Raw genomic sequence first — 23,584 nt, 5'->3', positions numbered from 1 at the left:
CCGGGTAAGGCGTTGTGGGCCGTCCGGAGTTACCGACGTCAGGACAGCGGAGGACATGCCGAAAAAAGACGGAGCCATCGAAATCGAGGGTCGGGTCATCGAGCCGCTCCCGAACGCCATGTTCCGGGTGGAGCTCGCCAACGGCCACAAGGTGCTGGCTCACATCAGCGGCAAGATGCGGCAGCACTACATCCGCATCCTGCCCGAGGACCGGGTTGTCGTCGAGCTTTCGCCGTACGACCTGACCCGCGGGCGCATCGTCTACCGCTACAAGTGAATCCGGGTTCGGATTCAGTCGACTGACGACGGCCGGAACGTCCGTGTCCGTCCTCGAAGTCCAGCGTCGTGCGCAGCGCGTCGTTGGGCCTTATGGGAAGTAAGGCATACCCGTGAAGGTCAATCCGAGCGTCAAGCGGATCTGCAACAAGTGCCGGGTGATCCGTCGGCACGGCCGGGTCATGATCATTTGCAGCGACCCGCGCCACAAGCAGCGCCAGGGCTGATCCGGTCGGCCGGTCACTAGACAGGCCGGTGCCGGGCAGCCTCGTCGGCGATCCGTAGCGCAAAAGGATCCAGTAACACAGCAATAGCTCGTCCCAGCCACGAGCGCGCGTGCACATCATGCGTACGTACTCGTGGCTAACCCCCGGTCGGAGGCCGGGGCCCGCCGGGGCAGGCGGGGTGGGTCGGGCCTGAGACCTCCGCGAGATACCACGAGGAGTACGCCCGCGCATGGCACGTCTAGCCGGCGTCGACCTCCCCCGCGAGAAGCGGATGGAGATCGCGCTCACTTACATTTTCGGGGTCGGTCGGACCCGGGCCGTCGAAACGCTCGCCGCGACCGGGATCTCTCCGGACAAGCGCGCCAAGGACCTCACGGACGAGGAGCTGGTCCAGCTCCGCGACCACATCGAGGCCAACTACAAGGTTGAGGGTGACCTGCGCCGCGAGGTCGCCGCTGATATCCGCCGCAAGGTCGAGATCGGTTGCTACGAGGGCATCCGGCACCGCCGGGGCCTGCCCGTACGTGGTCAGCGGACCCGTACCAACGCGCGGACCCGCAAGGGCCCGAAGCGGACCGTGGCAGGCAAGAAGAAGGCCGGCCGGAAGTAACAACCGCTCCGGCCACGCCGTCTCGGTACGGCCGGGTATCCCATACTAGGAGCGCACAGACTTATGCCACCGAAGGCTCGCGCCGGGGCCGCTGTAAAGAAGGTTCGGCGCAAGGAACGCAAGAACGTCGCCCACGGGCAGGCGCACATCAAGAGCACCTTCAACAACACCATCGTGTCCATCACGGACCCGACCGGTGCGGTCATCTCCTGGGCCTCCGCCGGCCAGGTTGGTTTCAAGGGCTCCCGCAAGTCGACCCCGTTCGCCGCGCAGCTGGCCGCCGAGGCCGCCGCTCGCCGGGCGATGGAGCACGGCATGCGCAAGGTCGACGTGTTCGTCAAGGGCCCCGGCTCCGGCCGGGAGACCGCTATCCGTTCGCTGCAGGCCGTCGGGCTGGAGGTCGGACAGATCTCCGACGTCACGCCGCAGCCGCACAACGGATGCCGTCCGCCGAAGCGTCGTCGGGTCTGAGAGGTAGAGAGAGATGGCTCGTTACACCGGTGCTGACTGCCGCCGTTGCCGGCGGGAGAAGATGAAGCTGTTCCTCAAGGGCAGCAAGTGCGATGGACCGAAGTGCCCGTTCGAGTCCCGGCCGTTCCCGCCCGGACAGCACGGCCGGGGTCGGACCAAGGAGACCGAGTACCTGCTCCAGCTCCGCGAGAAGCAGAAGGCCCGTCGTGTCTACGGCGTGCTGGAGAAGCAGTTCCGCGGGTACTACGAGGAGGCCGTGGCGAAGCAGGCCAAGACCGGTGAGGTCCTCCTGCAGATCCTCGAGTCGCGGCTGGACAACGTGGTCTACCGGGCTGGCTACGCCCAGTCCCGGGACATGGCCCGTCAGCTCGTCAAGCACGGTCACTTCATCGTGAACGGCAAGAAGGTCGACATCCCGTCGTACCGCATCAAGGAACACGACATCATCGAGGTTCGGGCGAAGTCCAAGGAGATGACCCCGTTCGTCGTCGCGCAGGCCCAGGCGGGCTCGCGTACGGTGCCGGCCTGGCTGGAGGCGATCCCCAGCCAGATGAAGATCCTGGTGCACACGCTCCCGGCCCGGCAGGTCATCGACACGCAGGTCCAGGAGCAGCTGATCGTCGAGCTCTACTCCAAGTAGGTTCGAACACCGCTCGGATCGGTCCGGGTTCGGCCGTACGGCACGCCGCTGGTGTGCCGTACGGCCGGTCCCGGGTCCGCCCCCGGGTGGTCGCCAGTTCGCTGGCATGGCGGTGAAACGGGCGTCAAATGGTGGGCGCCCCGAACCAAGGAGATACAGAAGTGCTTATCACCCAGCGGCCGACCCTCTCGGAGGAGTCGATCAGCGAGACCCGGTCCCGGTTCACCATCGAGCCGCTCGAGCCGGGCTTCGGTTACACCCTGGGCAACTCGCTCCGCCGTACGCTGCTGTCGTCCATCCCGGGCGCGGCCGTGACGTCGATCAAGATCGACGGCGTGCTGCACGAGTTCACCACGATCCCCGGTGTCAAGGAGGACGTGGTCGAGCTGGTCATGAACGTCAAGGAGCTCTGCGTCAGCTCCGACCACGACGAGCCGGTCAGCATGTACCTGCGCAAGCAGGGCCCCGGCGACGTCACGGCGGCGGACATCCAGCCGCCGGCCGGCGTCTCGGTGCACACCGGCGACCTCAAGCTCGCCACCCTCAACGGCAAGGGCCGGCTCGACATGGAGCTGACCGTCGAGCGGGGTCGGGGTTACGTCACCGCCGCGCAGAACAAGCAGGCCGGCGCCGAGATCGGCCGGATCCCGGTCGACTCGATCTACTCGCCGGTGCTGAAGGTGACCTACCGGGTCGAGGCGACCCGGGTCGAGCAGCGGACGGACTTCGACCGTCTGATCATCGACGTCGAGACCAAGGCGTCGATCGGCCCGCGTACCGCCCTGGCCTCCGCCGGTTCCACCCTGGTCGAGCTCTTCGGCCTGGCCCGGGAGCTGGACGAGACCGCCGAGGGCATCGACATCGGCCCGTCGCCGCAGGACGCGCAGCTCGCTGCCGACCTGGCACTGCCGATCGAGGAGCTCGACCTCACCGTCCGCTCCTACAACTGCCTCAAGCGCGAGGGCATCAACTCCGTTGGTGAACTCATCGGGCGTACCGAGGCAGACCTCCTCGACATCCGGAATTTCGGTCAGAAGTCGATCGACGAGGTCAAGATGAAGCTCGCCGGGATGGGCCTGGGGCTGAAGGACTCTGCCCCGAACTTCGACCCGGCGCACGTCGTGGACACCTTTGGCGAGGGCGACTACGACACCGACGACTACCGCGAGACCGAGCAGCTTTGATTTTCGGCTAGCTGGAGATCAGCTGCCCACTACTGAGGAGCACCAAGCATGCCCACGCCCACCAAGGGTCCCCGCCTCGGCGGCAGCCCCGCGCACGAGCGGCTGATGCTGGCCAACCTGGCCACCGCGCTGTTCCAGCACGGCAAGATCAAGACGACCGAGACCAAGGCCAAGCGGCTGCGGCCCCTGGCGGAGCAGCTGATCACCAAGGCGAAGCGCGGCGACCTGGCCAGCCGTCGCAAGGTGCTCGGCACGGTGCGGGACAAGGACGTCGTCTACACCCTGTTCGACCAGATCGCGCCCCGCTACGCCAACCGTCCGGGCGGCTACACCCGGATCGTGAAGACCGGGCCGCGTAAGGGCGACAACGCGCCGATGGCGATCATCGAGCTGGTCGAGGAGCTGGTCGTCGCCGCCCCGACGGCCGGCACCGCGCAGAAGACGGCCGCCCGCAAGGCGGCCCAGCAGGACAAGGTCGAGGCGCTCGCCCCCGAGGACGAGACCGAGACCCGTCAGGCTGACGCCGACACGGACCAGGACGCCGAGGCGCCGGAGTCGGTGTCGGGCGACACGGCGGAAGCCCGCGAGGACTCGGACGAGGCTGGCGAAGCCACCAAGTCCTGACCACGGGCAACGTCGGGCCCGGCACCCTCGCGGGGGTGCCGGGCCCGCGCATTTCCGGGTACGGCACCAGCCGGCCGTCCGCCGTCAGCGGATCGGTCTCCGGCGCGATCAGGGGGAACGCAGTGGACGGTTACACCCGGGTACGCCTCGACGTCGCCTACGACGGCACCGACTTCTCCGGCTGGGCTGCCCAGCCGACCCGTCGTACGGTCGCCGGGGTGCTGACCGAGGTGCTGGTACGGGTGCTCGGCCCGGACGCGGTGACCGGGCTGACCGTCGCCGGCCGGACCGACGCCGGGGTGCACGCCACCGGCCAGGTCTGCCACGTCGACCTGGCCGACGCCGCCTGGAAACCGCTCACCGACTCGTTGCTCCGCCGGCTGGCCGGGCTGCTGCCGGGTGACGTACGGGTCCGGTCCGTGACCGAGGTGCCGGGGGAGTTCGACGCCCGGTTCTCGGCCACCTTCCGCCGCTACGAGTACCGGGTGACCGACGCGCCGTACGGGGTGGAGCCGTTGCGCCGGCACGAGATCCTGGCCTGGCCGCGCCGACTCGAACTCGCCTCCCTCTCCGCCGCCGCGGCGGGGCTGGTCGGCGAGCACGACTTCGCCGCGTACTGCCGGCGAAAGGAACACGCGACCACGCTGCGCGAGGTGACCCGGCTGGACTGGCGCCGGGACCCGGACGGCATCCTGGTGGCCACGGTCCAGGCCGACGCGTTCTGCCAGTCGATGGTCCGCAGCCTGGTCGGGGCGATGCTGGTGGCGGGCGACGGCCGGCGGCCGGTCGAGTGGCCGGCGGGGCTGCTGCGCCGACGGGAACGGTCGAGTGAGGTGACCGTGGCACCGGCCCACGGGCTGACCCTGGTCGAGGTCGGCTACCCCGACGATCCGGCGCTGTACGCCGAGCGCGCGTCGCGTACCCGGCAGATGCGCCTGCCGACGGAGGCCTGACGGGTCGTCGGCGACGCTCAGGCCGGTGCCGAGGCGTCGACCGGTACGGTCGCCCGCCGTTCGAGGACTCCACCGCGCAGGTGCAGTTCGATCATGTCGAACAGGATCTGCCGTGCGTACGGGTCACTGTCCCCGATCTCGGTCCGGTCGGACTTCGCGATCACGCAGAAGACCAGGAAGTGTCCGCGTACGTGCCAGCCGACCTGCGCGGAGGCGAGCGCGACCGCCTCGGTCCCCTTGCCCGCCACCAGGCCCTGGAACCGGCCCTTGCCGGCGTCCACGATCGGCTTGATCCGCTGGTGCGCCCACTCGGCACCGGTGGCGTCGGCGAGGTTGAACACGCCCGCCGTGACCAGGTACGCGCCGGTGGGCGAGCGCAGCGTGCCGCGTACCACCTGGTCGCAGCCGAGTTCGCCGAGCAGACCGGTGATCTCTCCCGTGGTCGCCGCCCCGCAGTCGGCCACCGTCTGGGTCTTCAGCACCCGGTACGGGGGTTCGCCGGAGTTGATGACGATCTCGGGGGTCGGGAAGACCTCCGCCTCGGTGAGCGGTGTCGGGTCGACGGCACGGGTGCCGATGTCCCGGGGCTCCACGGTTGGCGCCGGGGCGGCGGGGCCCCGTGCCGCTCGGCCCTGCCGCTCGTCGGCCACGATGAAGTAGGAGCTGAGGCCGCATACGGCGAGCAGCACCAGCGCGCTGAGCCCGCCGATCACGAACTGCCACACTCGGCGCTGGTCCCGACCGGCCGGTGGGGCGGTGGCCGGCTTCCTGGTCGGAACGAGTGCCGTGCCGGGCCGGGACAGCACCAGGGCATTTCCGGGACCGGCTGGATTCCGACCGGCTGGGTCCCGACCGGCTGCGTCGGTTCCGGCGGCGGCGCCCGAAGCACCCTTCCGGGCGTCGCCGGGATGTCCGGCGTGTCCGGTGCCGTCGCTGGCGTGCTCCCAGCCGGTGCCGTTGATCTGGCCGGCCCGGACCTGCGCGACGCTGACCTGGGCGACACCGACACGCGGCCGTGCCGGCCCGGCGCTCGGCGGCCCGGGTTGACCGGTCCGGGTGCCGCTCGGTGGTGTGGGTTGACTGGTCCGGGTGCCGCTCGGTGGTGTGGGTTGACCGGTCCGGGTGCCGGTCGGTGGCGTTGTGGGCGGGGGCGCCGGGGGTGGCTCGGACCTCGTTGTTCCAGGCTGCGGCAGCGCCGGTGCCGGGAAACGCGAGGTGGGGCGCGGAGGCGTGCTCGGGTCCCCGGGGCGGCCCGGTGACACCCGGCCCGGTGCCGGCCGCAGCGGCACGCGCTGCGCGGGTGGCCGGGGAGCGGGCGGGCCGCCCGGCGGTCCGGCATCGGCCCGTGGCGGCGCGGGCGTTCGGTCGCGCGCCGGCCGGGGCACGGCCCCCCGGTCGAACGGTTGCCCAGGTCGGGGCCGGTCGGGCGCCTGTGCCGCCGGGTAGGGCCGGCCGGGGGCTTCTCCCGTCCGGTAGGGCGCACCGGGCGTCCCGCTCGTCTGGTAGGGCGCACCGGACGTCCCGCTCGTCTGATGGGGCGCACCGGACGTCCCGTTCCCCCGGTGGGACGCGTCGGGTGCCGGTGTCGTCCGGTAGGGCGCGTCGGGTGCCGGTGCCGGATACGGCTGGTGGGTCCGGTGGCCGGCGGGAGGGCGGTCCGGTGATCCGGGTGGGGGAGCGCCGGACGCCGTCGCCGGGACCGGTACGTCCGGACGCGGTGTGGGCGCCGACAGCGACCCGGGGCGTTGGCCCGGCAGCGGCGGACCCGAGACGGCGCCTCGGCGCCTCGGCGTCGGCGGCAGTGACCAGGCGGAACCGGAACGCCCACCGGCCGCCGGCGCGGGCTGAGGATGGGCCGGGCGCAGGGAGGGCGGGTCGGTCGGTTCGGCCGGCTTCGACCGCTGTGCGGGCGGTGCCAGCGGCGGTCCCACCGGCCGCACCGTTTGGTCGCGGACGCCCGGCGCGGCGGGCCAGCCCGGCCCGGCCGAGGTCGGCCGTCCGGCCGTGGCGTCGTCGGCCGTCCGGGATCGCCGGTAGGCGACCCCGTCGTCACCTCGCGCGCCGCTCCATCCGGTCGTCCGGCGGTGCGGGGGCGCGTCGGGCATCCGGTCCCGGCCGTCCGTGGGCTGGCTGGGGAAGACCGGACCGGTGAGGCGGCTGCGGCCGTCGGGTTCCGGGCGACGGTGTCCGCCGCCGCGTGCCGGTGGTGCCGGCGGTCGACCGAGGCCGGGCCGGACCGAATCCTGGTCCCGGTCGTCGGGCGGGGGCCACCCGCCGGAGCCGGAACCCTCCCCGATCGCCATGTCGCTCAGGGTAGTGGAAAGCACTCATTTGGCGCCTCTACCCATGAATCACGCCAGATGAAAGACCAGACATTCGGGCAGGAAACCCCGGGTCGGCCCGCAGGTCCGACCACGGGTGCGAAGTGAATCCAGTGGTACGCGAGAATGCGTTGCGTGACCGGCGACCATTACTTCACCCCCCAACCCGGAACCGCCCCTGACCGCCGGGAGATCGAGTTCTCGGCCGCCGGGCGGGACTACGAGCTGGTCTCGTCCGGCGGGGTCTTTTCCGCGTACCGGCTCGACCCGGGCACCGCCGTACTCCTGCGCAAGGCCGACCTGCCCGGACCGGGCACCACCGGTCCTCTGCTCGACCTGGGCTGCGGCTACGGTCCGATCGCCTGCGTGCTGGCCACCGAGGCACCGGCTGCGGAGGTCTGGGCGGTCGACGTCAACTCGCGGGCCCGTGAACTCGCCGCCGAGAACGCGGCCCGGACCGGTGCCGCCGACCGGATCCGGGTCGCGGCGCCGGAGGAGGTGCCCGACGGGCTCACCTTCGCCGAGATCTGGTCCAACCCGCCGATCCGGATCGGCAAGGCCGAACTGCACACCATGCTGCTCCACTGGCTGCCGAGGCTCACCCCGGACGGCGTGGCCTGGCTGGTGGTGGGTCGGCACCTCGGCGGCGACTCGCTGCACCGCTGGCTCACCGAGCAGGGGTGGCGGGTCGAGCGGCCGGCCAGCCAGAAGGGCTACCGGGTGCTCCGGGTCACCAGGTGACCCGGCACCACCTCGTTGACCCGGCAAAACCCGGTATCGCCGGGCCTGGGCGACAGGGCAGGATGCCGGCGTGGGTTACATAGACGTCGCCGGGGTCGGCCACACGCTGCCGGACGGGCGCGAACTCTTCGCCGACGTGTCGTTCCGGGTGGGCGAGGGCGCGAAGGTCGCCCTGGTCGGCCCGAACGGCGCGGGAAAGACGACCCTGCTGCGGATGGTCGCCGGTGACCTGGCCACGCGGACCGGCGGCATCGCCCGCTCCGGCGGTCTTGGCGTGATGCGCCAGTTCATCGGCATGATCGGTGACGAGTCGACCCTGTACGACCTCGCGCTCTCCATCTCGGCGCCCCCGTTGCGCGCGGCCGGTGCCCGGTTGGCCACCGCCGAGGCGGCCCTGCACGCCGCCGAGCTGCGCGGCAAGTTCAGCACCGCCGCCGGCAAGGCCCAGTTGGCGTACGCGGACGCGCTCGGCGCCTGGGGCGAGGCCGGCGGGTACGACGCCGAGGTGCTCTTCGACACCGTCTCCACGATCGTGCTCGACCTGCCGTGGGAGAAGAGCCGGACCCGGCCGGTACGGACCCTCTCCGGCGGCCAGCAGAAGCGGTTCGCGCTGGAGATCCTGCTCCGTGCTGGCGACGAGGTGCTCCTCCTCGACGAGCCGGACAACTTTCTCGACGTACCCGGGAAGCGGTGGTTGGAGGGGCGGCTGCGGGAGTCGGCGAAGTCGGTGCTCTACGTCTCGCACGACCGGGAACTGCTCTCCCAGACCTCCGACCGGGTGGTCGCGGTCGAGGGTGGCAGCGCCTGGGTGCACCCGGGCGGCTTCGGTAGCTGGCACGAGGCCCGGGTGGCCCGGCACAGCCGCCTGGACGAGCAGCGCCGCCGCTGGGACGAGGAGCACCAGAAGCTGCGCGAGCTGATGCTGATGTACAAGCAGAAGGCGGCGTACAACGACGGGCTGGCCTCGCGTTACCAGGCCGCCCAGACCCGGCTGCGCAAGTTCGAGGAGGCCGGCCCGCCGCCGGTGCCACCGAAGGACCAGGACATCCGGATGCGGTTGTCCGGTGGGCGTACCGGCAAGCGGGCCGTCATGTGCGAGCAGCTCGAACTCGACGGCCTCACCTACCCGTTCGACCTGGAGCTCTGGTACGGCGACCGGCTCGCCGTCCTCGGTGCCAACGGGACCGGCAAGTCGCACTTCCTGCGGCTGCTCGCCCGGGGTGGCACCGACCCCGACCCGGCCAACGGGCCGGTCGACGGCGGGCACCTGTTGACCCCGGTCGCGCACGGCGGGGTGGCCCGGCTCGGTGCGCGGGTCCGGCCCGGCCACTTCTCGCAGACCCACGACCGCCCGGAGCTGACCGGCAAGACCCTGGTCGAGATCCTCTGGCGGGGCGACGACCACCGGGCCGGGATGGACCGGCACACGGCCATGGGCTCGCTGAGTCGCTACGAGCTGAGCGCCCAGGGTGACCAGCGGTTCGGGACCCTCTCCGGCGGGCAGCAGGCCCGGTTCCTGGTGCTGCTGCTGGAACTCTCCGGGGCGACCCTGCTCCTGCTCGACGAGCCCACCGACAACCTCGACCTGGCCTCCGCCGAGGCGCTCGAAGAGGGGCTGCGGGCCTTCGACGGTACGGTCGTCGCGGTCACCCACGACCGGTGGTTCACCCGTTCCTTCGATCGTTTTGTGCTGTTCCGGGGCGATGGTGACGTGGTGGAGACTCCCGAGCCGGTCTGGGACGTCGGCTGATCCCGGCCGGGGGCTTAGGGTTGATCACGTGACTGAGATGACCTTCCGCCGGTTGGGCGACTCCGGGCTCGTGGTGTCCGTCGTCGGTATCGGCTGCAACAACTTCGGCCGTCAGCTCGACGCGAACGGCACCCGGGCGGTGGTCGACGCGGCCCTCGACGCCGGAATCAACTTCTTCGACACCGCCGACATCTACGGCGAGCCGAAGGGTGCGTCCGAGGAGCAGCTCGGCGCCGCCCTGAAGGGGCGCCGCGACGACGTCGTACTGGCGACGAAGTTCGGCATGGACATGCTCGGGGCCAACGGGCCGGACCACGGCGCCCGGGGCTCCCGCCGCTACATCGCCCGCGCGGTCGAGGCGTCGCTGCGCCGCCTCGGCACCGACCACATCGACCTCTACCAGCTACACGAGGTCGACCCCGGCACCCCGATCGAGGAGACACTGAGCGCGCTGGACGACCTGGTCCGCGCGGGCAAGGTCCGCTACCTGGGCAACTCCAACTTCTCCGGCTGGCAGATCGCCGACGCCGCCTGGGTGGCGCGGACCCGGGGCTACGCGCCGTTCGTCAGCGCGCAGAACCAGTACAGCCTGGTGCAGCGGCACGTCGAGACCGAGATCGTGCCGGCCGCGCAGCGCTTCGGACTCGGGCTGCTGCCGTTCTTCCCGCTCGCCAACGGTCTGCTCACCGGGAAGTACAAGCGCGGCGAAGCGCCTCCGGCCGGCAGCCGCCTGGCCGGCGGCGGGCGGTACGCGGAACGCCTCGCCGCCGCACCCTGGGACGCGATCGAGGCGATCGAGAAGTACGCCGCCGAACGCGGACTCACCCCGTTGCAGGTGGCGATCGGTGGGCTCGCCGCCCAGCCTGCGGTCACCTCGGTCATCGCCGGTGCGACCAGCGCGGAACAGGTGCGTGCTAACGCCGCCGCCGGTGCCTGGCAGCCGTCGGCCGAGGACCTGGCCGCGCTGCGCGCCATTCTCTGACCCGGATCTCTGACCTGGATCTCTGACCCGGAGCCGTACCGTCCCCGGCGCGTGGTGGACCCACGCGTCGGGGAGGCACGCCGATCGGGAAGGGCTTACCGAGCGAGCCTCGTCACCTCGGGCCGAGCGGCCCGAGCCCGGCGACAAACGCGGACCAGGCGGGGGCGGCGAAGGCGAGCGCGGGACCGTCCGGGTTCTTCGAGTCGCGTACCCGGACGAGGGCGGTTCCGGCCGGGCCGGCGACCTCGACACAGTTCGCGTTCGAGCCGCTGCGGCTGGACTTGCGCCAGGCGGCGCCGGAGGGCTTGGTGCCGGTCATCGCGGCCTCATTTCCGCTCGTACTCGCTGGCCACACGGGCGATCAAGCTTACCGACGCGGCCGGTCCCAGGGCGGCCTCCGCCAACCGGACCGCCTCCCGCCGGAAGAACTCGACCTGGTGCCGTTCCTCCAGGAAGAGGCCGGAGATCTTGTGGTCGAGATAGACGACCGACCGGTTGCGCGCGAAGTCCAGCAGGGCGAAGGCCCCGTCCAGGCCGGTGTGCGCCCCGGCGGCGAGCGGCACCACCCGCAGGGTGATGTTCGGTCGCTCGCTCGCCGAGACCAGGTGCCGGAGCTGCCGCGCCATCACCTGGTGACCGCCGACCGGGCGGCGCAGCGCGGCCTCGTCGATCAGCGCGTGCAACGCCGGAGGCGTGTCCCGGGTCAGGATCGCCTGGCGGGCCAGCCGAGCCTCGACCCGGGGCTCGGTGTCCACCTTGCGGACCCCGCACGACTCCATCACCGCGCGGGTGTAGTCCGGCGTCTGGAGCAGCCCCGGTACGAGCAGCGGCTCGCAGCCGATGATGGTGGTCGCCTCGGCTTCGAGGTGGATCAGCGTCCGTGACTCGGTGGAGAGGCCGACCGCCGCATCCCACCAGCGCGGCTCGGCGGTGCGTTCGACCTGTCCGAGCAGCGCGGCCCGTTCGTCGCCGGTGACCCGGTAGATGACCAGCAGGGCGGTGGCGTCCTCGAGCCGTACGTGCTGTCGGCCGTGTTCCAGGCGGGACAGCCGGGACGGTGGCCAGTCGAGTTCCGCGGCGACCTCACGCAGGCTCAGCCGTCGACGTACCCGTAGTTCACGGAGCTGACCACCGAGACCGCGACCGACCACGGCGGGCTGGGAACGACGTGACACCATCGGTCAACCGTTACGGCTGCGAGCCAGCAGGACCGCCGAACCGGCGGCGGCGATCAGCAGCGCGCTGCCGATCAGCCACCACACCCCGGCGCCGAGACCGGTCTGCTCCGGCAGTGCGACCGAGGTGGCGGGTGCCGGCTTCGGCGCGCTCTGCTCCGCCTTGGCCTCGACCGCCACCGTCACCTCGGCCGGGTTCGGCGCGGGTGAGCTGACCGTCACCTGCCAACGGCCGGGGGAGAGGACCGGTCCGGTGGTGTAGAAGCCCTGTCCCTCGCCGGAGGGGTTGAGCTGGATCGGCCCGACCACGTCCCCGTTGTCGTTGGTCGCCCGGAGCACCAGCCGAACCAGGTTGGTCAACTCGTGGCCGTCGGCGTAACCGGCCCGGATGGTGACCCCGGTGGCGCCGTCGCCGGCCACCTGGAGGGTGAGCTTGCCGTCGTTCGCGGCGCTGGCCGGCGTTCCGCCGAGGAGGAGCAGCATCGGTATCAGGGCCAGAACGGCGAGCAGGACTCGCAGGGTTCGCATCAGGCTTCCTTTCGACGCGCCAACACCCGTCGCGGTGCCGCCGGAGTCCAGTGTGCTCGGGTGGAGCCTCCCGGCGGCAGTGGCCGTGCTGTCGCGATTTTCGATGCGGGGAGATGTTCGGGGCAGAGGGCTGGTGGTACGCCGGGGCGGCCGACCTGGCTGGCCGGCCGCCCCGGGGTTGGTGCGGTGGTACGGGTGGTGCGATTCGGTTAGAGCTTGCCGCCCTGCTTGATCCGGGTCGGGTCCTCGGCGAGGCGTCCCGTCCCTTGGACCGGCTGGTCGTCGTTCGCCTTCACGCCCGCCTTGGTGGCGGCGCCACCGAGCCGGACGATCATCGCGTCCGCGTCCCTGGTCAGGACCCCACGCACATCGGCGTCGGTGACCAGCGCGGTGTCGGCCACCAGCGCCTTGAACGCGGTCAACTGCTGCACGGCCCGCTTGTCGTTACCGGCGGCCTCCGAGTCGCGTACCGCGGTCAGCTTGTTGGTGAGCTGCTTGTGCGCCTTGGTGGAGAGCCGGTTGGTCGCCTTGAACCGGTCCAGCAGGTTCTGCATGTCCCGGAACGAGGTGGTGACGAAGAACCGTACCGACGAGGTCGTCTGGTTGCCGGCCTTGTCGGTGGCGGTCACGGTCAGCTCGTGCAGGCCCAGCGAGAGGTCGTAGAGGGCCTGCAGGGTGTTGTTCTGGTACGGCTGACCGTCCAGCGTGGCGATGGTGGCCTCGATGCCGGAGGTCGGGTCGACCGCCTGCCAGGAGACCCGGACGTCGGCACTGTCGCCGTAGAGCTGGCCGTCGGCGAGGCCGGAGACCAGGACCGTGGGCTTGCTGCCGTCGATCTTCAGTACGGCCGACTTCAGCGTCTCCGCGTTGCCGGCGGCGTCGGTGGCCCGGTACAGCAGTTCGTGCTGCCCGTCGCCGGTGACGCTGACCGCCGTGGTGTACGGCGTCCAGGGGCCGCCGTCCAGCGACCACTCCAGCTTGCTGACGCCCGAACCCGCGTCCTGGGCGGCCAGCGTCACCGGGATGGTCCCGGCGTGCCAACCGCTGTCGCTCGGCGGCGCGAAGGTCGCCGAGGTGACCGGCGCGGTCGCGTCGATCTTCAGGTCGACGGTCTTCGTCTGTTCGGTGTTGCCGGCCTGGTCCGTCGAGCGGAACCGCACCTGGTGGGCACCGTCACCGGCGACCAGGATCGGCTCGGTGTAGGTGGTCCAGGTGGTGGCCCCGTCGAGCTGGTACTCGGTGCTGGCCACTCCGCTGCCACCGGCGTTGTCGGTGGCGGTCAGGGTGACCGTGGTGGCGCCGGTGTGCCAGCCGCCGGTCGGCGTACCGGCCACCGCCGAGGTGGTCACCGGTGCGGTCGCGTCGGCGACCGTGGTGCTCACCCGGAAGTAGTCGAACGTCGCCGGCTTCGACGCCTGCTGGTTGGCGCCGAGGGTGAAGAGGCCGAACTTGGGCGTGGCGCCCACGGCCGCGTTGGTCAGGCTCCCCAACGTGGTCCAGTCGGTCCCGTTCGCCGAGTACGACGCGGTGTACGTCGTGCCCGCCTTGGTCAGCCGCAGGTGCCAGATCCCCTGGGTCAGGTCACCGGCGTTCGGCTGCGGGTCCTGCACGGTCGCACCGATCTCGCTGCGGAACTCGATCCGCCGTACCAACGGCTGACCGGCCTGGTTGTCGGCGATGAAGTCCAGCTTCAGGTAGTTGTCGTCGTCGCCGTAGACGAGGAGACCGCCCTGCTGGTACTGCTCGTTGAACTGGCTGCCGTCGATCCTGGTCTCGATCGTCCAGTCACCTGCCGGCGCGTTCTGCAGGATGAAGTTAGCCGGTGGGGTGCCACCGGCCCCGTAGATGTCGCCGTTCGGTACGTCGATCTGGAGGCCGCCACCGGTCACCCGGTAACCGGCCGGGTTCTCCCGGACGATCGCGTCCCACCTGCACTTGTCCAGGCTGTTACCGGCGAACTCGTCGGACGGCAAGACCGGGCCGGCCGGCTCGTCCGGGCTGACCTGGAACCAGTCGAACTTGGCGTCCACCACCGGGGCGGTGGTGTTGCCGTTCAGCGCGAACAGACCCACCTTCGGGTTCTCGATCCCGGCCAGTGCCGCCGGCCGGCCGACCGGGACGAAGGTCTGGCCGTCGGCCGAGAAGGCCGCGGTCAGGTTGGTGCCGTCACTGGCCAGGCGTACGTAGAACGTGTCGCCGAGTCCGGCCGGTGCCGGGATGGCGTCGGCGGCCTCGTTACGCGGCGTACCGGCGGTCTCCCGGATGAACTCGATCTTGCGGCTGTCGCCGTAGAGCAGGTCCACCTTGGCGTAGTTCGCGTCGTCGCCGTAGAGGATCAGGCCCGCCTGGTGGTAGTTGGCGGTCGCGCTCAGCGTCACCTTGGTGGTCGCCTGCCAGGCACCGTTCGGAGCCGGCTGGAGCACCACGTTGGTGGCGTTGTTCGTGCCGCCGTACAGGTCACCGACCGCGGTCGGCAGCACCAGGTTGCCCCCGCTGACCGAGTAGAGCTGGTTCTCCCGGATCACGGTCGACCAGCGCGACTTGTCCAGCGAGGTGCCGGTGAAGTCGTCCGAGCGCGCCCCGAAGCAGGACGTGTTCGGCGCGGTCACCTCGACCGGGATGTTGACGAACGTGGAGGCGCCACGGGCGTCGGTCACGGTCAGGGTGGCGGTGAAGTTGCCCGGAACGGTGTAGGTGTGGGTGGCGTTGGCGGTGTTCGCCGTGCCGCCGTCACCGAAGTCCCAGGCGTACGTGAACGGGGCGTCGTTCTCCGGGTCGGTCGCCGTACCGGTGAAGTTGACCTGCACCGGCGCGATGCCGGCGGTCGGGTTCGCCGAAGCGGTGACGACCGGCGGCGCGTTGTCGGTGACACCGCGACCGAGGAAGTCGACCCAGTTCACGTTGATGATCGCGCCGGTTCCGTTGGAGCCGACCGGGTTGCGGGCCACGAAGTAGAGCGGACCGCTGACCGTGCTCGGCGTGGTCAGGTTGGCGGTGACGTCGACGAAGGTCTGCCAACCACCGGTGCTCGGTACGTCGGCCGTGGCGACCGTCGGACCGTCCGGCGCGCCGACGCGGACCTCGATCCGCCCGCCGCCGCCGGCCGAGGCCGCGCGGAACCGGATGGAGTCGATGCCGGTCAGGTTCGCCGGGTCAAAGGCCCACCAGTCGTCGTTCTCGATCCAGCCGATGTTCTCGAACCCGCCGGCGGGGTCGGTCGTCGCCTGCCGCGCCACACCCGGGTCACCCGTGCTGGCGCTGCCCGGCAGCCGGCCGGTGGAGGAGAAGTACTCCGCCTGCTTGCGCTTGGGCTGGAGCTGCTCCAGCGCCCGCCCGGTCAGCGCGTGCGAACCGCCGGCGCCGCCGCCGTCGGTGTAGACCGCCTCGAACACACCGAAGACGTTCGCCTCGGCACCGTGCCCGGAGGCGAGCAGCGTCTGGACCGAACCCTCACAGCCGGTGTACGACTGCAACGGGTGCGCGTGCTGGTCGTGGCCCAGGTAGTACTGCAGCACCACCCGGTCACAGTCGATCGTCTGGTCCTCCGGGTCGGTCACCTTGACCTTGTACTTGACCAGGTCGCCCCACTCGAAGAAGCCGCCGTCCGGCGGGAACTCGATGGCGACCGTCGGCGCGGTGTTGCCAACCGTGACCAGTACGTTCGCGACCGCGGTCCGACCCTTCGGGTTGGTGACCGTGAGCTGCGCGTTGTAGTTGCCCGCCGCCGCGTACGTGTGCGACGGGTTCGGGTCGGTCGAGGTGGCGTTGTCGCCGAAGTTCCAGGCGTACGTCAGCGTGCCACCGTCCGGGTCACGCGACCCGGCGCTGGAGAACCGAACCGCCAGCGGCGCCGGGCCGGAGGTCGGCTCGGCGTTCGCCACCGCGATCGGGGACCGCTCACCGGCGATGTAGTCGATCCGGTAGATGCCCGAGTTGTCGTTGTTGCCGCCGAAGCCGGTACCCCACTCGATCAGGTACAGCGCCCCGTCCGGACCGAACTCGAAGTCCATCGGCCGCAGCATGGTCATGCCGGTCAGCAACTGGTTGATGTCGACCAGCGACTTGCCGTCCTCGGTGACCTGCATGGTGTACATCTTGTTCTGGTTCCACTCGCCGAGCAGCGCCTTGCCGTCGTAGTACGCCGGCCACTTCCGCTCCGAGTTCAGGTTCTCGTCGTACCGGTAGACCGGGCCGCCCATCGGGGCGCCGCCGCCGCCGATCTCCGGGTACAGCGGGTTGCCGCTGTAGTCGAAGTCGACCGTGGCCGAGATGGCCGGCGGCAGGTTGGTCAGGCCGGTGTTGTTCGGCGAGTTGTTGACCGGCGCGGCGCAGTCGAACTTCGCCCCACTCGGGCCGGACGGGAACGTCCAGTCGTTGTACGCGTAGTTCGCGCCGTGGCAGTACGGCCAGCCGTAGTTGCCGGGGCCGACGATGTTCCACTCGACCGTGCCCTCGGGGCCACGGTTCGGGTTCGCCGCACCGGCGTCCGGTCCGTAGTCACCCACGTACAGGGTGTCGGTGGCCGGGTCGATGCCGATCCGGAACGGGTTCCGGAAGCCCATCGCGTAGATCTCGGGCTTGGTCAGCGCGGTGCCCGGCGGGAAGAGGTTGCCGGCCGGCACGGTGTAGGTGCCGTCGTCCTCCGGGTGGATCCGGAGCACCTTGCCACGCAGGTCGTTCGTGTTGCCCGAGGAGCGCTGCGCGTCGAAGTCCTGCCGGCCCGGCCGCTCGTCGATCGGCGTGTACGAGTCCGACTCGAACGGGTTGGTGTTGTCACCGAGGGCCAGGTAGAGGTTGCCGTGGCTGTCGAAGGTGATGCTGCCGCCCGCGTGGCAGCAGGTGTTGCGCTGCGTCGGGACCTGGAGCACGACCTTCTCGCTGGCCGCGTTGATGATGTCGCCCTCGACCGTGAACCGGGAGAGGTAGTTGCGGGCCGCGCCACCGGCCGGGGCGTAGTAGACGTACACCCAGTTGTTGGTGGCGAAGTCCGGGTCGAGCTGGATGCCGAGCAGGCCGTCCTCGTTGCCGGTGAAGACCGGCAGGGTGACCGCGGTGACCGTGGTGCCGGTGTTCGGCTTGATGATCTGGATCCGGCCGTCCCGCTCGACGTAGAAGACCCGCCCGTCCGGGGCGATGTCCAGCTCCATCGGGTTGTTGGTGTTGCTGTCCAGCGACACCTTCTCGAAGCTGCTGGTCTTCGTCGCGCCGCAGTCGGCCTCCACGACACCCGCGGCGGTCTCGATGCCGCCGAGCAGGTGGGCGAGGAACTGCGGTTCGGCGTACGACTCGTTGGTGTGGCCGCCGCCGGTGTACCAGGAACGGCCACCGTCGTACTCCTGGCACCAGGCGGTCGGGTGGTCGGCGCCCATCGCACCGGTGCCCGGGGTGTAGCTCCGCTCGTCCAGGCTGGCCAGCACGTGTACGTTCGCGCGCGGGTTGGTCCGGAAGTTGTACCACTCGTCGAAGCGGGACCACTTGTCCGGCAGTCCGGCGGTGGAGGGGTGCGCCGGGTCCTCGACCTTGACCGTGGCCTGCTGGTTCGCCGGGTGCGCGTTGAAGTACGCGCCGACCAGGCTGCCGTACCACGGCCAGTTGTACTCGGTGTCGGAGGCGGCGTGGATGCCGACGTAACCGCCACCGGCCCGGACGTAACGCTCGAACGACGCCTGCTGGGTGTCGTCGAGCACGTCACCGGTGGTGGAGAGCCAGATCACAGCCTTGTAGTTGGCGAGATTGGCGTCGTTGAACGCGGTCGCGTCCTCGGTAGCGTCGACGGTGAATCCGTTCGCCGCCCCGAGCTGCTGGATGGCGGCAATGCCGGAGGGGATGGAGCCGTGCCGGAACCCGGCCGTCTTGGAGAAGACAAGAACCGAGTAGGGGTCTGCCGCGGCGGCGGCCGGGGCGGCCTGTGCCGCGGTCGGCGCTGCTACGAGTGCGGTCGCCGTCGAGGTGACGGCGACCGCGAGACTCAGCAGCGCGTGGCTGAGGACGCCGCGCAGCGCGCGGCGCGGGCGAGGTCTTGACACGAAGGATCTCCTTCGTCCGATGAGGACAACGGGGGATCCCCGGCCGGCTCGCCGAAGACCGGTTCGGGGGTGTGGGTTCCGGCAGCCTGGCCCGCCGTGGCCGCACCGCCGAAATTTGTCTTGTCGCTGAACAAATTAATGCTGGTCAGCGCGAGGCGGGCAAGACAACAACAAGCCAAATCCGGTAACGGTTGGGTAACCGAGGTGGATCTTCCGGATAGGACAGACAAAACCCAGCGCGATCCCGCCGTTCCGATCGGTGTCTCCGGGTCCCCCGTCCGGCCGTCTCCGCTGTTGTGTTCGTCGCTCCGGTCCGCCCCTGTGACGTTCTTCCCCTTGGCGGATCAGCTTCCCCGTCGTAGGGTGTTCGACAAGTAACCCACGGGAGTCCGGTGTACCGGGCTGAGAGGGGGGCTGGAAGCCCCCGACCGTCGAACCTGATCCGGGTAATGCCGGCGCAGGGAGGAGCGTTGCCGTGCCCCCACTGGGACGACTGCATCTCATCACCGACACCCGTACCGGGTGTGATCCTCTTGCCACGGTGCGTGCGGCGCTCGCCGTCGCCGGTCCCGAACTCGTGGTCCAGGTCCGGGTCGAGGACGACGCGACCGACCGCGAGACCTACGACCTGGCCCGGCGGGTGGTCGACCTCTGCGCCTCGGTCGGCGCCACCTGCCTGGTCAACGACCGGCTGCACGTCGCACTCGCGGCGAACGCCGCAGGTGGGCACGTGGGCGCGCTCGACCTGCCGGTCGACGCAGCCCGGCGGGTGCTGGGGCCGAGCGCGGTGCTCGGCGCCACCGCCCGCGCACCGGAGACCGCGCGCGAGGCGGTCGCCGACGGCGCCAGTTACCTCGGCGTCGGGCCGTGTTACGCCACCACGACCAAGGACGGGCTGCCCGAACCGATCGGACCGGCCGGCATCGCGCGGGTGGCCGCAGCGGTGGACGTACCAGTGATCGCGATCGGTGGGGTGACCGCCGCGCGGGTGCCCGCGCTGGTGGAGGCGGGAGCGTACGGGGTGGCCGTGGTCGGTGCGGTCTCGTCCGTGGCCGACCCGTCCCGGGCCACCGCCGAACTGCTCGCCGCGCTCGGACGCGCCGGAGCCCCGACATGTTAGGAGGGGCCCCCTATACATCCGAATCCGATAACAAGGGGCCCTTCCTTACCGCGCGGCGGGCGGATGTGGCGGTGGTGGGGGGTGGACCGATCGGGTTGGCGGTGGCCTGGGGGGCCGCCGTACGGGGGTTGCGGGTGATGCTGCACGATCCCGAGCCGGGCAGCGGGGCGTCCGGGGTGGCGGCCGGCATGCTCGCCCCGGTCGCGGAGGCGTACTTCGGTGAGGAGGCGCTGACCCGGCTGCTGCTCGAGTCCGCCGCCCGGTGGCCCGGGTTCGCCAGCGAGGTCGCGGCGAGCGCCGGACTGAGCGGGCGGGACGAACTCGGCTACCGCACCGAGGGCACGCTGGTGGTCGGGCGTACCGCCGACGACCTGGCCGAGGCACGCCGGCTCTGGACGTACCAGCGGGGGTTGGGGCTGCCGATCACCGCGCTGAACGCCACCGAACTGCACGAGCGCGAACCGCTGCTCGCCCCCCGGGTACGCGGCGGCGCGCACGCCCCCGACGACCACCAGGTGGATCCGCGACGGCTGGTCACCGCCCTGCGTACGGCAGCCGTCAGAGCCGGTGTGGTGCTGGTGCCGTCGGCCGTGCACCGCCTCGACGAGTTGGACGCGGGCACCGTCGTGGTCGCGGCCGGCTGTGGTGTCGCCGCGCTGACCGGGCTGCCGATCCGACCGGTCAAGGGGCAGATCCTCCGGCTCCGCGCGCCGGGTGGCGAGCCGCCCGGCTTCCGACACGTGATCCGGGGCTACGCCGACGGGCGCTCGGTCTACCTGGTGCCCCGACGCGACGGTGAGGTGGTGGTCGGCGCGACCGTCGAGGAGCGCGGCGACACCACGGTCACCGCGGGCGGGGTGCTGGAACTGCTCCAGTCGGCCACCGACCTCGTCCCCGAACTGGCCGAGTACGAACTGGTCGAGGCGACCGCCGGACGGCGACCCGGTACGCCGGACAACGCCCCGGTGGTCGGCCCGCTGCCGGACCGCCCCGGGGTGATCGTCGCGGGTGGGCACTACCGGCACGGCGTACTGCTGACCCCGGTCACCGCCGACCTGGTCGTCGGCCTGCTCACCGGCGGCGTACCCGATCCGCTGCTGACGCCGTTGCGGCCGGACCGGTTCGGCCCGCTCCGAACCGGAGCCGGCCGAGTGGTGGGGCCGAACGGGACGGGCGAATCGGGCCGAGCTGGGCGAGAGGAGATCCGGTGAGCGGAGAGGGTGAGGTTTCGGTGGAGCTGACCGTGAACGGGGCGGACCACAGGCTGCCCGAGGGAGTGACCGTGGCCGACCTGGTAGCCACCGTGACCGGGCAGACCCGAGGGGTGGCCGTCGCGGTGAACGGCGAGGTGGTGCCGCGTACCGGCTGGCCGGCGGCGGTGCTGCGGCCCGGCGACCGGGTCGAGGTGCTGACCGCGGCCCAGGGCGGGTGAGCGGGATGTTGTCGACCGATGCCAGCGGGACCAAGGCGCCGCTGACCGCACCGTTCGAGCTGGGCGGGGAGACGTTCGGCTCACGACTGATCCTCGGCACCGGTGGCGCGGCCAACCTGCACGTCCTGGAGCAGGCGATCCGGGCCAGCGGCACCGAACTGGTCACGGTGGCGCTGCGCCGGGTGGACACCGCCGCCACCATGCACGGCGGGCTGCTCGACGTGCTCGACCGGTGCGGGGTACGGCTGCTGCCGAACACCGCCGGCTGTTACACCGCCGCCGAGGCGGTCAAGGTCGCCCGGCTGGCCCGGGAGGCGTTCGACACCTCGTGGGTGAAGCTGGAGGTGATCGGCGACGACCGTACGCTGCTGCCGGACGCGGTCGAGCTGCTGCACGCCGCCGACCAGCTTGTCGCTGACGGGTTCACCGTGCTGCCGTACACCAGCGACGACCCGGTGCTCGCCCGGCGGCTGGCCGAGGCGGGCTGTGCGGCGGTGATGCCCGCCGGTGCCCCGATCGGCTCCGGCCTCGGCATCGGCAACCAGCACCACATCCGACTGATCCGGCAGAACGTGGACGTCCCGGTCATTCTCGACGCTGGTATCGGCACCGCCTCCGACGCGGCGCTCGCCATGGAACTGGGCTGCGACGGGGTGCTGCTGGCCAGCGCGGTGACCCGGGCCGCCGAGCCGGTACGGATGGCCACCGCCATGCGCTGCGCGGTGGACGCCGGCTGGCTCGCCGCCGGAGCCGGACGGATTCCGCGACGCTTCCACGCACTGGCCTCCAGCCCGGACGAGGGACGGCCGGACCTGTGACGGCCGGACCTGTGACGGCCGGACCTGTGACGGCCGGACCTGTGACGGCCGGACCTGCGGCGGGCGCACCACCGGTCGCGCGGTCGGCCGGTGCCGGCCGACCCGGTTCGGACGGTTCCGGTCCGGCGGCGCTCGAACGATCCGGTCCGGACGGTTCGGAATGGGCGCCGCCGCGTACCGGGCCGGGTGTGCCGCACGGGCTGGTGGTGGTCACCGACCGACGGTCGGCCCGCCGGCCACTGACCGAGGTGGTCGGGGCGACGGTGGCCGGTGGAGCGCGCTGGGTGTTGCTCCGGGAGAAGGACCTGCCCCGGGACGAACGACTGGCCCTGGCCGACGCCCTGCGCGAAATTCTCGCCCCGGTCGGCGGGACCCTCCTGGTCGCCGGGCCGGACCCGCTCGGCGGGACCTCGGTGCATTTGCCGTCGGCGGGACCGTACCCACCGCCGGAACTGCCCCTGGTCGGCCGGTCCTGCCACGACCCGGCGGAGCTGGTTCGACTCACCACGGAGGACTACGTGACCCTCTCCCCGGTCTTTCCCAGCCCCTCGAAGCCCGGCTACGGTCCGCCGTTGCAACCGGTCGGCCTGGCCCGGCTGGTCCGGCGTACGCCGGTGCCGGCGCTCGCGCTCGGCGGCGTCATCGGCCCCGACCAGGTCAGCGCCTGCCTGGCGGCGGGCGCGGTCGGGGTGGCGGTGATGGGCGCGGTGATGCGCGCCGACGACCCGGCCGAGCTGGTCGCCCGGCTGCTCGAGGCGGCCGGGGTGGCCGGGGCGCCGAAGGGGGCCGGGGCGGAGAAGAGGGCCGGAGCGGTCGGGACGGAGAAGGGGGCCGGGGTGGCCCAGGCGGGCGTGGCGGCGTCGGCCGGTGCCGACCCCGTCGCGGGCGTGACGCGGGCGGGTGGCCGGTGACCCCGGCGGTCGCGCTGACCGTCGCCGGGTCGGACTCCGGGGCGGGCGCGGGCATCCAGGCCGACCTGAAGGTCTTCGCGGCCCTCGGCGTCTACGGGACCTCCGTGATCACCGCGCTCACCGCGCAGAACACCCGGGAGGTACGCGCCGTTCTGCCCACCCCCGCCGAACTGGTCACCGCCCAGCTCGACACGGTGCTGGCGGACCTGCCCGTGCTGGCTGCCAAGACCGGGATGCTCGGCACCGAGGCGGTGGCGACCGCGGTGGCGGCACACGCCCGTGCCGGACTGCTGCCGAACCTGGTGGTCGACCCGGTGCTCGTCTCGACCAGTGGTCACCGGCTCGGCGCGGTCGCGGCGGTCGAGCGGCTGTTGCCGTACGCGCTGGTGGTGACGCCGAACCGGGAGGAGGCCGAGGCCCTCGTCGGACGCCCGGTGCGCACCACCGGGGAGATGGTCGACGCCGCCGAGCGGATCGCGGCGATGGGGCCACGACACGTGGTGGTCACCGGTGGTGGTGACGACGACGCCCGGGAGAGCGAGGCGGTTGACGTCTTCTGGACCGGCGGCGCGGCACGGCTGCTCGCCGGTCCGCGCGTCGACACCAGGAACACCCACGGCACCGGCTGTTCCTTCTCCGCCGCGATCACCGCCCGAATCGCCCTCGGCGACGAGGTGCCGGCCGCGGTTGTCTTCGCCAAGGAGTACGTCGCCCGCGCGCTCGCCGGTGGGCGCGACTGGAGGTTGGGCACCGGCCACGGACCGCTGGACCACTTCGGTTGGTCCCGCTGACTAG

At 71.5% G+C, this 23,584-nt stretch carries 22 protein-coding genes and 1 riboswitch; of the genes, 17 read left to right on the top strand and 5 right to left on the bottom strand.

The annotated features are described in order from the left end of the window. Window positions 1–55 precede the first annotated feature (55 nt). From infA to truA, 8 genes are all read left to right on the top strand, one after another. The gene (gene infA, locus ACI2K4_RS12710; protein ID WP_007073013.1) at window positions 56–277 is read left to right on the top strand and encodes a translation initiation factor IF-1; all 222 of its coding nucleotides are present in this window, start codon (window positions 56–58) and stop codon (window positions 275–277) included. A 112-nt stretch (window positions 278–389) separates the two neighbouring features. After that, window positions 390–503: a 50S ribosomal protein L36 gene (gene rpmJ, locus ACI2K4_RS12705; RefSeq protein WP_404510695.1), complete on the top strand. Its 114-nt coding sequence runs from the start codon at window positions 390–392 to the stop codon at window positions 501–503. 229 nt (window positions 504–732) lie between these two features. Then, window positions 733–1,113: a 30S ribosomal protein S13 gene (rpsM, locus tag ACI2K4_RS12700; protein WP_121158423.1), complete on the top strand. Its 381-nt coding sequence runs from the start codon at window positions 733–735 to the stop codon at window positions 1,111–1,113. Between the two features lie 63 nt (window positions 1,114–1,176). Beyond that, complete coding sequence (gene rpsK / locus ACI2K4_RS12695; protein WP_007073011.1) at window positions 1,177–1,584, top strand: 30S ribosomal protein S11; 408 nt, start codon at window positions 1,177–1,179, stop codon at window positions 1,582–1,584. A 13-nt stretch (window positions 1,585–1,597) separates the two neighbouring features. Further along, window positions 1,598–2,224, top strand: a complete 627-nt coding sequence (gene rpsD / locus ACI2K4_RS12690; protein ID WP_404510692.1) for a 30S ribosomal protein S4 — start codon at window positions 1,598–1,600, stop codon at window positions 2,222–2,224. Between the two features lie 161 nt (window positions 2,225–2,385). Beyond that, a complete protein-coding gene (locus ACI2K4_RS12685) occupies window positions 2,386–3,408 on the top strand; it encodes a DNA-directed RNA polymerase subunit alpha (protein ID WP_396808528.1) in 1,023 nt (340 codons plus the stop codon). 48 nt (window positions 3,409–3,456) lie between these two features. After that, complete coding sequence (gene rplQ, locus ACI2K4_RS12680) at window positions 3,457–4,032, top strand: 50S ribosomal protein L17 (RefSeq protein ID WP_404510689.1); 576 nt, start codon at window positions 3,457–3,459, stop codon at window positions 4,030–4,032. 122 nt (window positions 4,033–4,154) lie between these two features. Beyond that, window positions 4,155–4,985: a tRNA pseudouridine(38-40) synthase TruA gene (gene truA, locus ACI2K4_RS12675; protein ID WP_404511789.1), complete on the top strand. Its 831-nt coding sequence runs from the start codon at window positions 4,155–4,157 to the stop codon at window positions 4,983–4,985. A gap of 17 nt (window positions 4,986–5,002) precedes the next feature. Here truA and ACI2K4_RS12670 read toward each other — a convergent pair whose 3' ends face one another. Continuing rightward, entirely contained in the window at window positions 5,003–6,274 is a 1,272-nt protein-coding gene (locus tag ACI2K4_RS12670) for a hypothetical protein (RefSeq protein WP_404510687.1), read from the bottom strand. Between the two features lie 1,167 nt (window positions 6,275–7,441). Between ACI2K4_RS12670 and ACI2K4_RS12665 the strand changes: the two genes are divergently transcribed. The 3 genes from ACI2K4_RS12665 (at window position 7,442) to ACI2K4_RS12655 (ending at window position 10,779) form a co-directional block, all read left to right on the top strand. Then, on the top strand, window positions 7,442–8,047 hold the full coding sequence (locus tag ACI2K4_RS12665; RefSeq protein ID WP_404510685.1) for a class I SAM-dependent methyltransferase: 606 nt from the start codon (window positions 7,442–7,444) through the stop codon (window positions 8,045–8,047). A 70-nt stretch (window positions 8,048–8,117) separates the two neighbouring features. After that, a complete protein-coding gene (locus tag ACI2K4_RS12660) occupies window positions 8,118–9,797 on the top strand; it encodes an ABC-F family ATP-binding cassette domain-containing protein (RefSeq protein WP_404510683.1) in 1,680 nt (559 codons plus the stop codon). 37 nt (window positions 9,798–9,834) lie between these two features. Continuing rightward, window positions 9,835–10,779, top strand: coding sequence for an aldo/keto reductase (locus tag ACI2K4_RS12655; protein ID WP_404511787.1), 945 nt, complete (start codon window positions 9,835–9,837; stop codon window positions 10,777–10,779). A 112-nt stretch (window positions 10,780–10,891) separates the two neighbouring features. Here the strand turns inward: ACI2K4_RS12655 and ACI2K4_RS12650 are convergent, their stop codons facing one another. The 4 genes from ACI2K4_RS12650 to ACI2K4_RS12635 form a co-directional block, all read right to left on the bottom strand. After that, a complete protein-coding gene (locus ACI2K4_RS12650) occupies window positions 10,892–11,098 on the bottom strand; it encodes a DUF397 domain-containing protein (protein ID WP_404510681.1) in 207 nt (68 codons plus the stop codon). Window positions 11,099–11,105: 7 nt separating this feature from the next. Then, the gene (locus ACI2K4_RS12645; protein ID WP_404510679.1) at window positions 11,106–11,957 is read right to left on the bottom strand and encodes a DUF5753 domain-containing protein; all 852 of its coding nucleotides are present in this window, start codon (window positions 11,955–11,957) and stop codon (window positions 11,106–11,108) included. A 3-nt stretch (window positions 11,958–11,960) separates the two neighbouring features. Further along, entirely contained in the window at window positions 11,961–12,482 is a 522-nt protein-coding gene (locus ACI2K4_RS12640; RefSeq protein WP_404510677.1) for a hypothetical protein, read from the bottom strand. Window positions 12,483–12,691: 209 nt separating this feature from the next. Continuing rightward, a complete protein-coding gene (locus tag ACI2K4_RS12635; protein ID WP_404510675.1) occupies window positions 12,692–18,508 on the bottom strand; it encodes a ThuA domain-containing protein in 5,817 nt (1,938 codons plus the stop codon). A 371-nt stretch (window positions 18,509–18,879) separates the two neighbouring features. Further along, window positions 18,880–18,989, top strand: a riboswitch (TPP riboswitch). Here ACI2K4_RS12635 and thiE point away from each other — a divergent pair. From thiE to thiD, 6 genes are all read left to right on the top strand, one after another. Continuing rightward, the gene (thiE, locus tag ACI2K4_RS12630; protein WP_404510673.1) at window positions 18,984–19,628 is read left to right on the top strand and encodes a thiamine phosphate synthase; all 645 of its coding nucleotides are present in this window, start codon (window positions 18,984–18,986) and stop codon (window positions 19,626–19,628) included. Its footprint overlaps the riboswitch before it by 6 nt. Further along, entirely contained in the window at window positions 19,622–20,839 is a 1,218-nt protein-coding gene (thiO, locus tag ACI2K4_RS12625; protein ID WP_404510671.1) for a glycine oxidase ThiO, read from the top strand. Before thiE ends, thiO begins: the two co-directional genes overlap by 7 nt. A 20-nt stretch (window positions 20,840–20,859) precedes the next feature. Continuing rightward, window positions 20,860–21,060, top strand: a complete 201-nt coding sequence (gene thiS / locus ACI2K4_RS12620) for a sulfur carrier protein ThiS (RefSeq protein ID WP_404511785.1) — start codon at window positions 20,860–20,862, stop codon at window positions 21,058–21,060. A gap of 5 nt (window positions 21,061–21,065) precedes the next feature. After that, complete coding sequence (locus ACI2K4_RS12615; protein WP_404510669.1) at window positions 21,066–21,878, top strand: thiazole synthase; 813 nt, start codon at window positions 21,066–21,068, stop codon at window positions 21,876–21,878. A 188-nt stretch (window positions 21,879–22,066) separates the two neighbouring features. Further along, window positions 22,067–22,789 carry a thiamine phosphate synthase gene (locus ACI2K4_RS12610; RefSeq protein ID WP_404511783.1) on the top strand — a complete coding sequence of 241 codons (723 nt, stop codon included), beginning with the start codon at window positions 22,067–22,069 and terminating at the stop codon, window positions 22,787–22,789. Next, complete coding sequence (thiD, locus tag ACI2K4_RS12605; RefSeq protein WP_404510667.1) at window positions 22,786–23,580, top strand: bifunctional hydroxymethylpyrimidine kinase/phosphomethylpyrimidine kinase; 795 nt, start codon at window positions 22,786–22,788, stop codon at window positions 23,578–23,580. Before ACI2K4_RS12610 ends, thiD begins: the two co-directional genes overlap by 4 nt. Window positions 23,581–23,584 lie beyond the last annotated feature (4 nt).

Source organism: Micromonospora sp. NPDC050397 (assembly GCF_044901685.1).
Classification (GTDB): Bacteria; Actinomycetota; Actinomycetes; order Mycobacteriales; family Micromonosporaceae; genus Micromonospora_G.
This window is presented reverse-complemented; position numbering and strand designations above follow the sequence as displayed.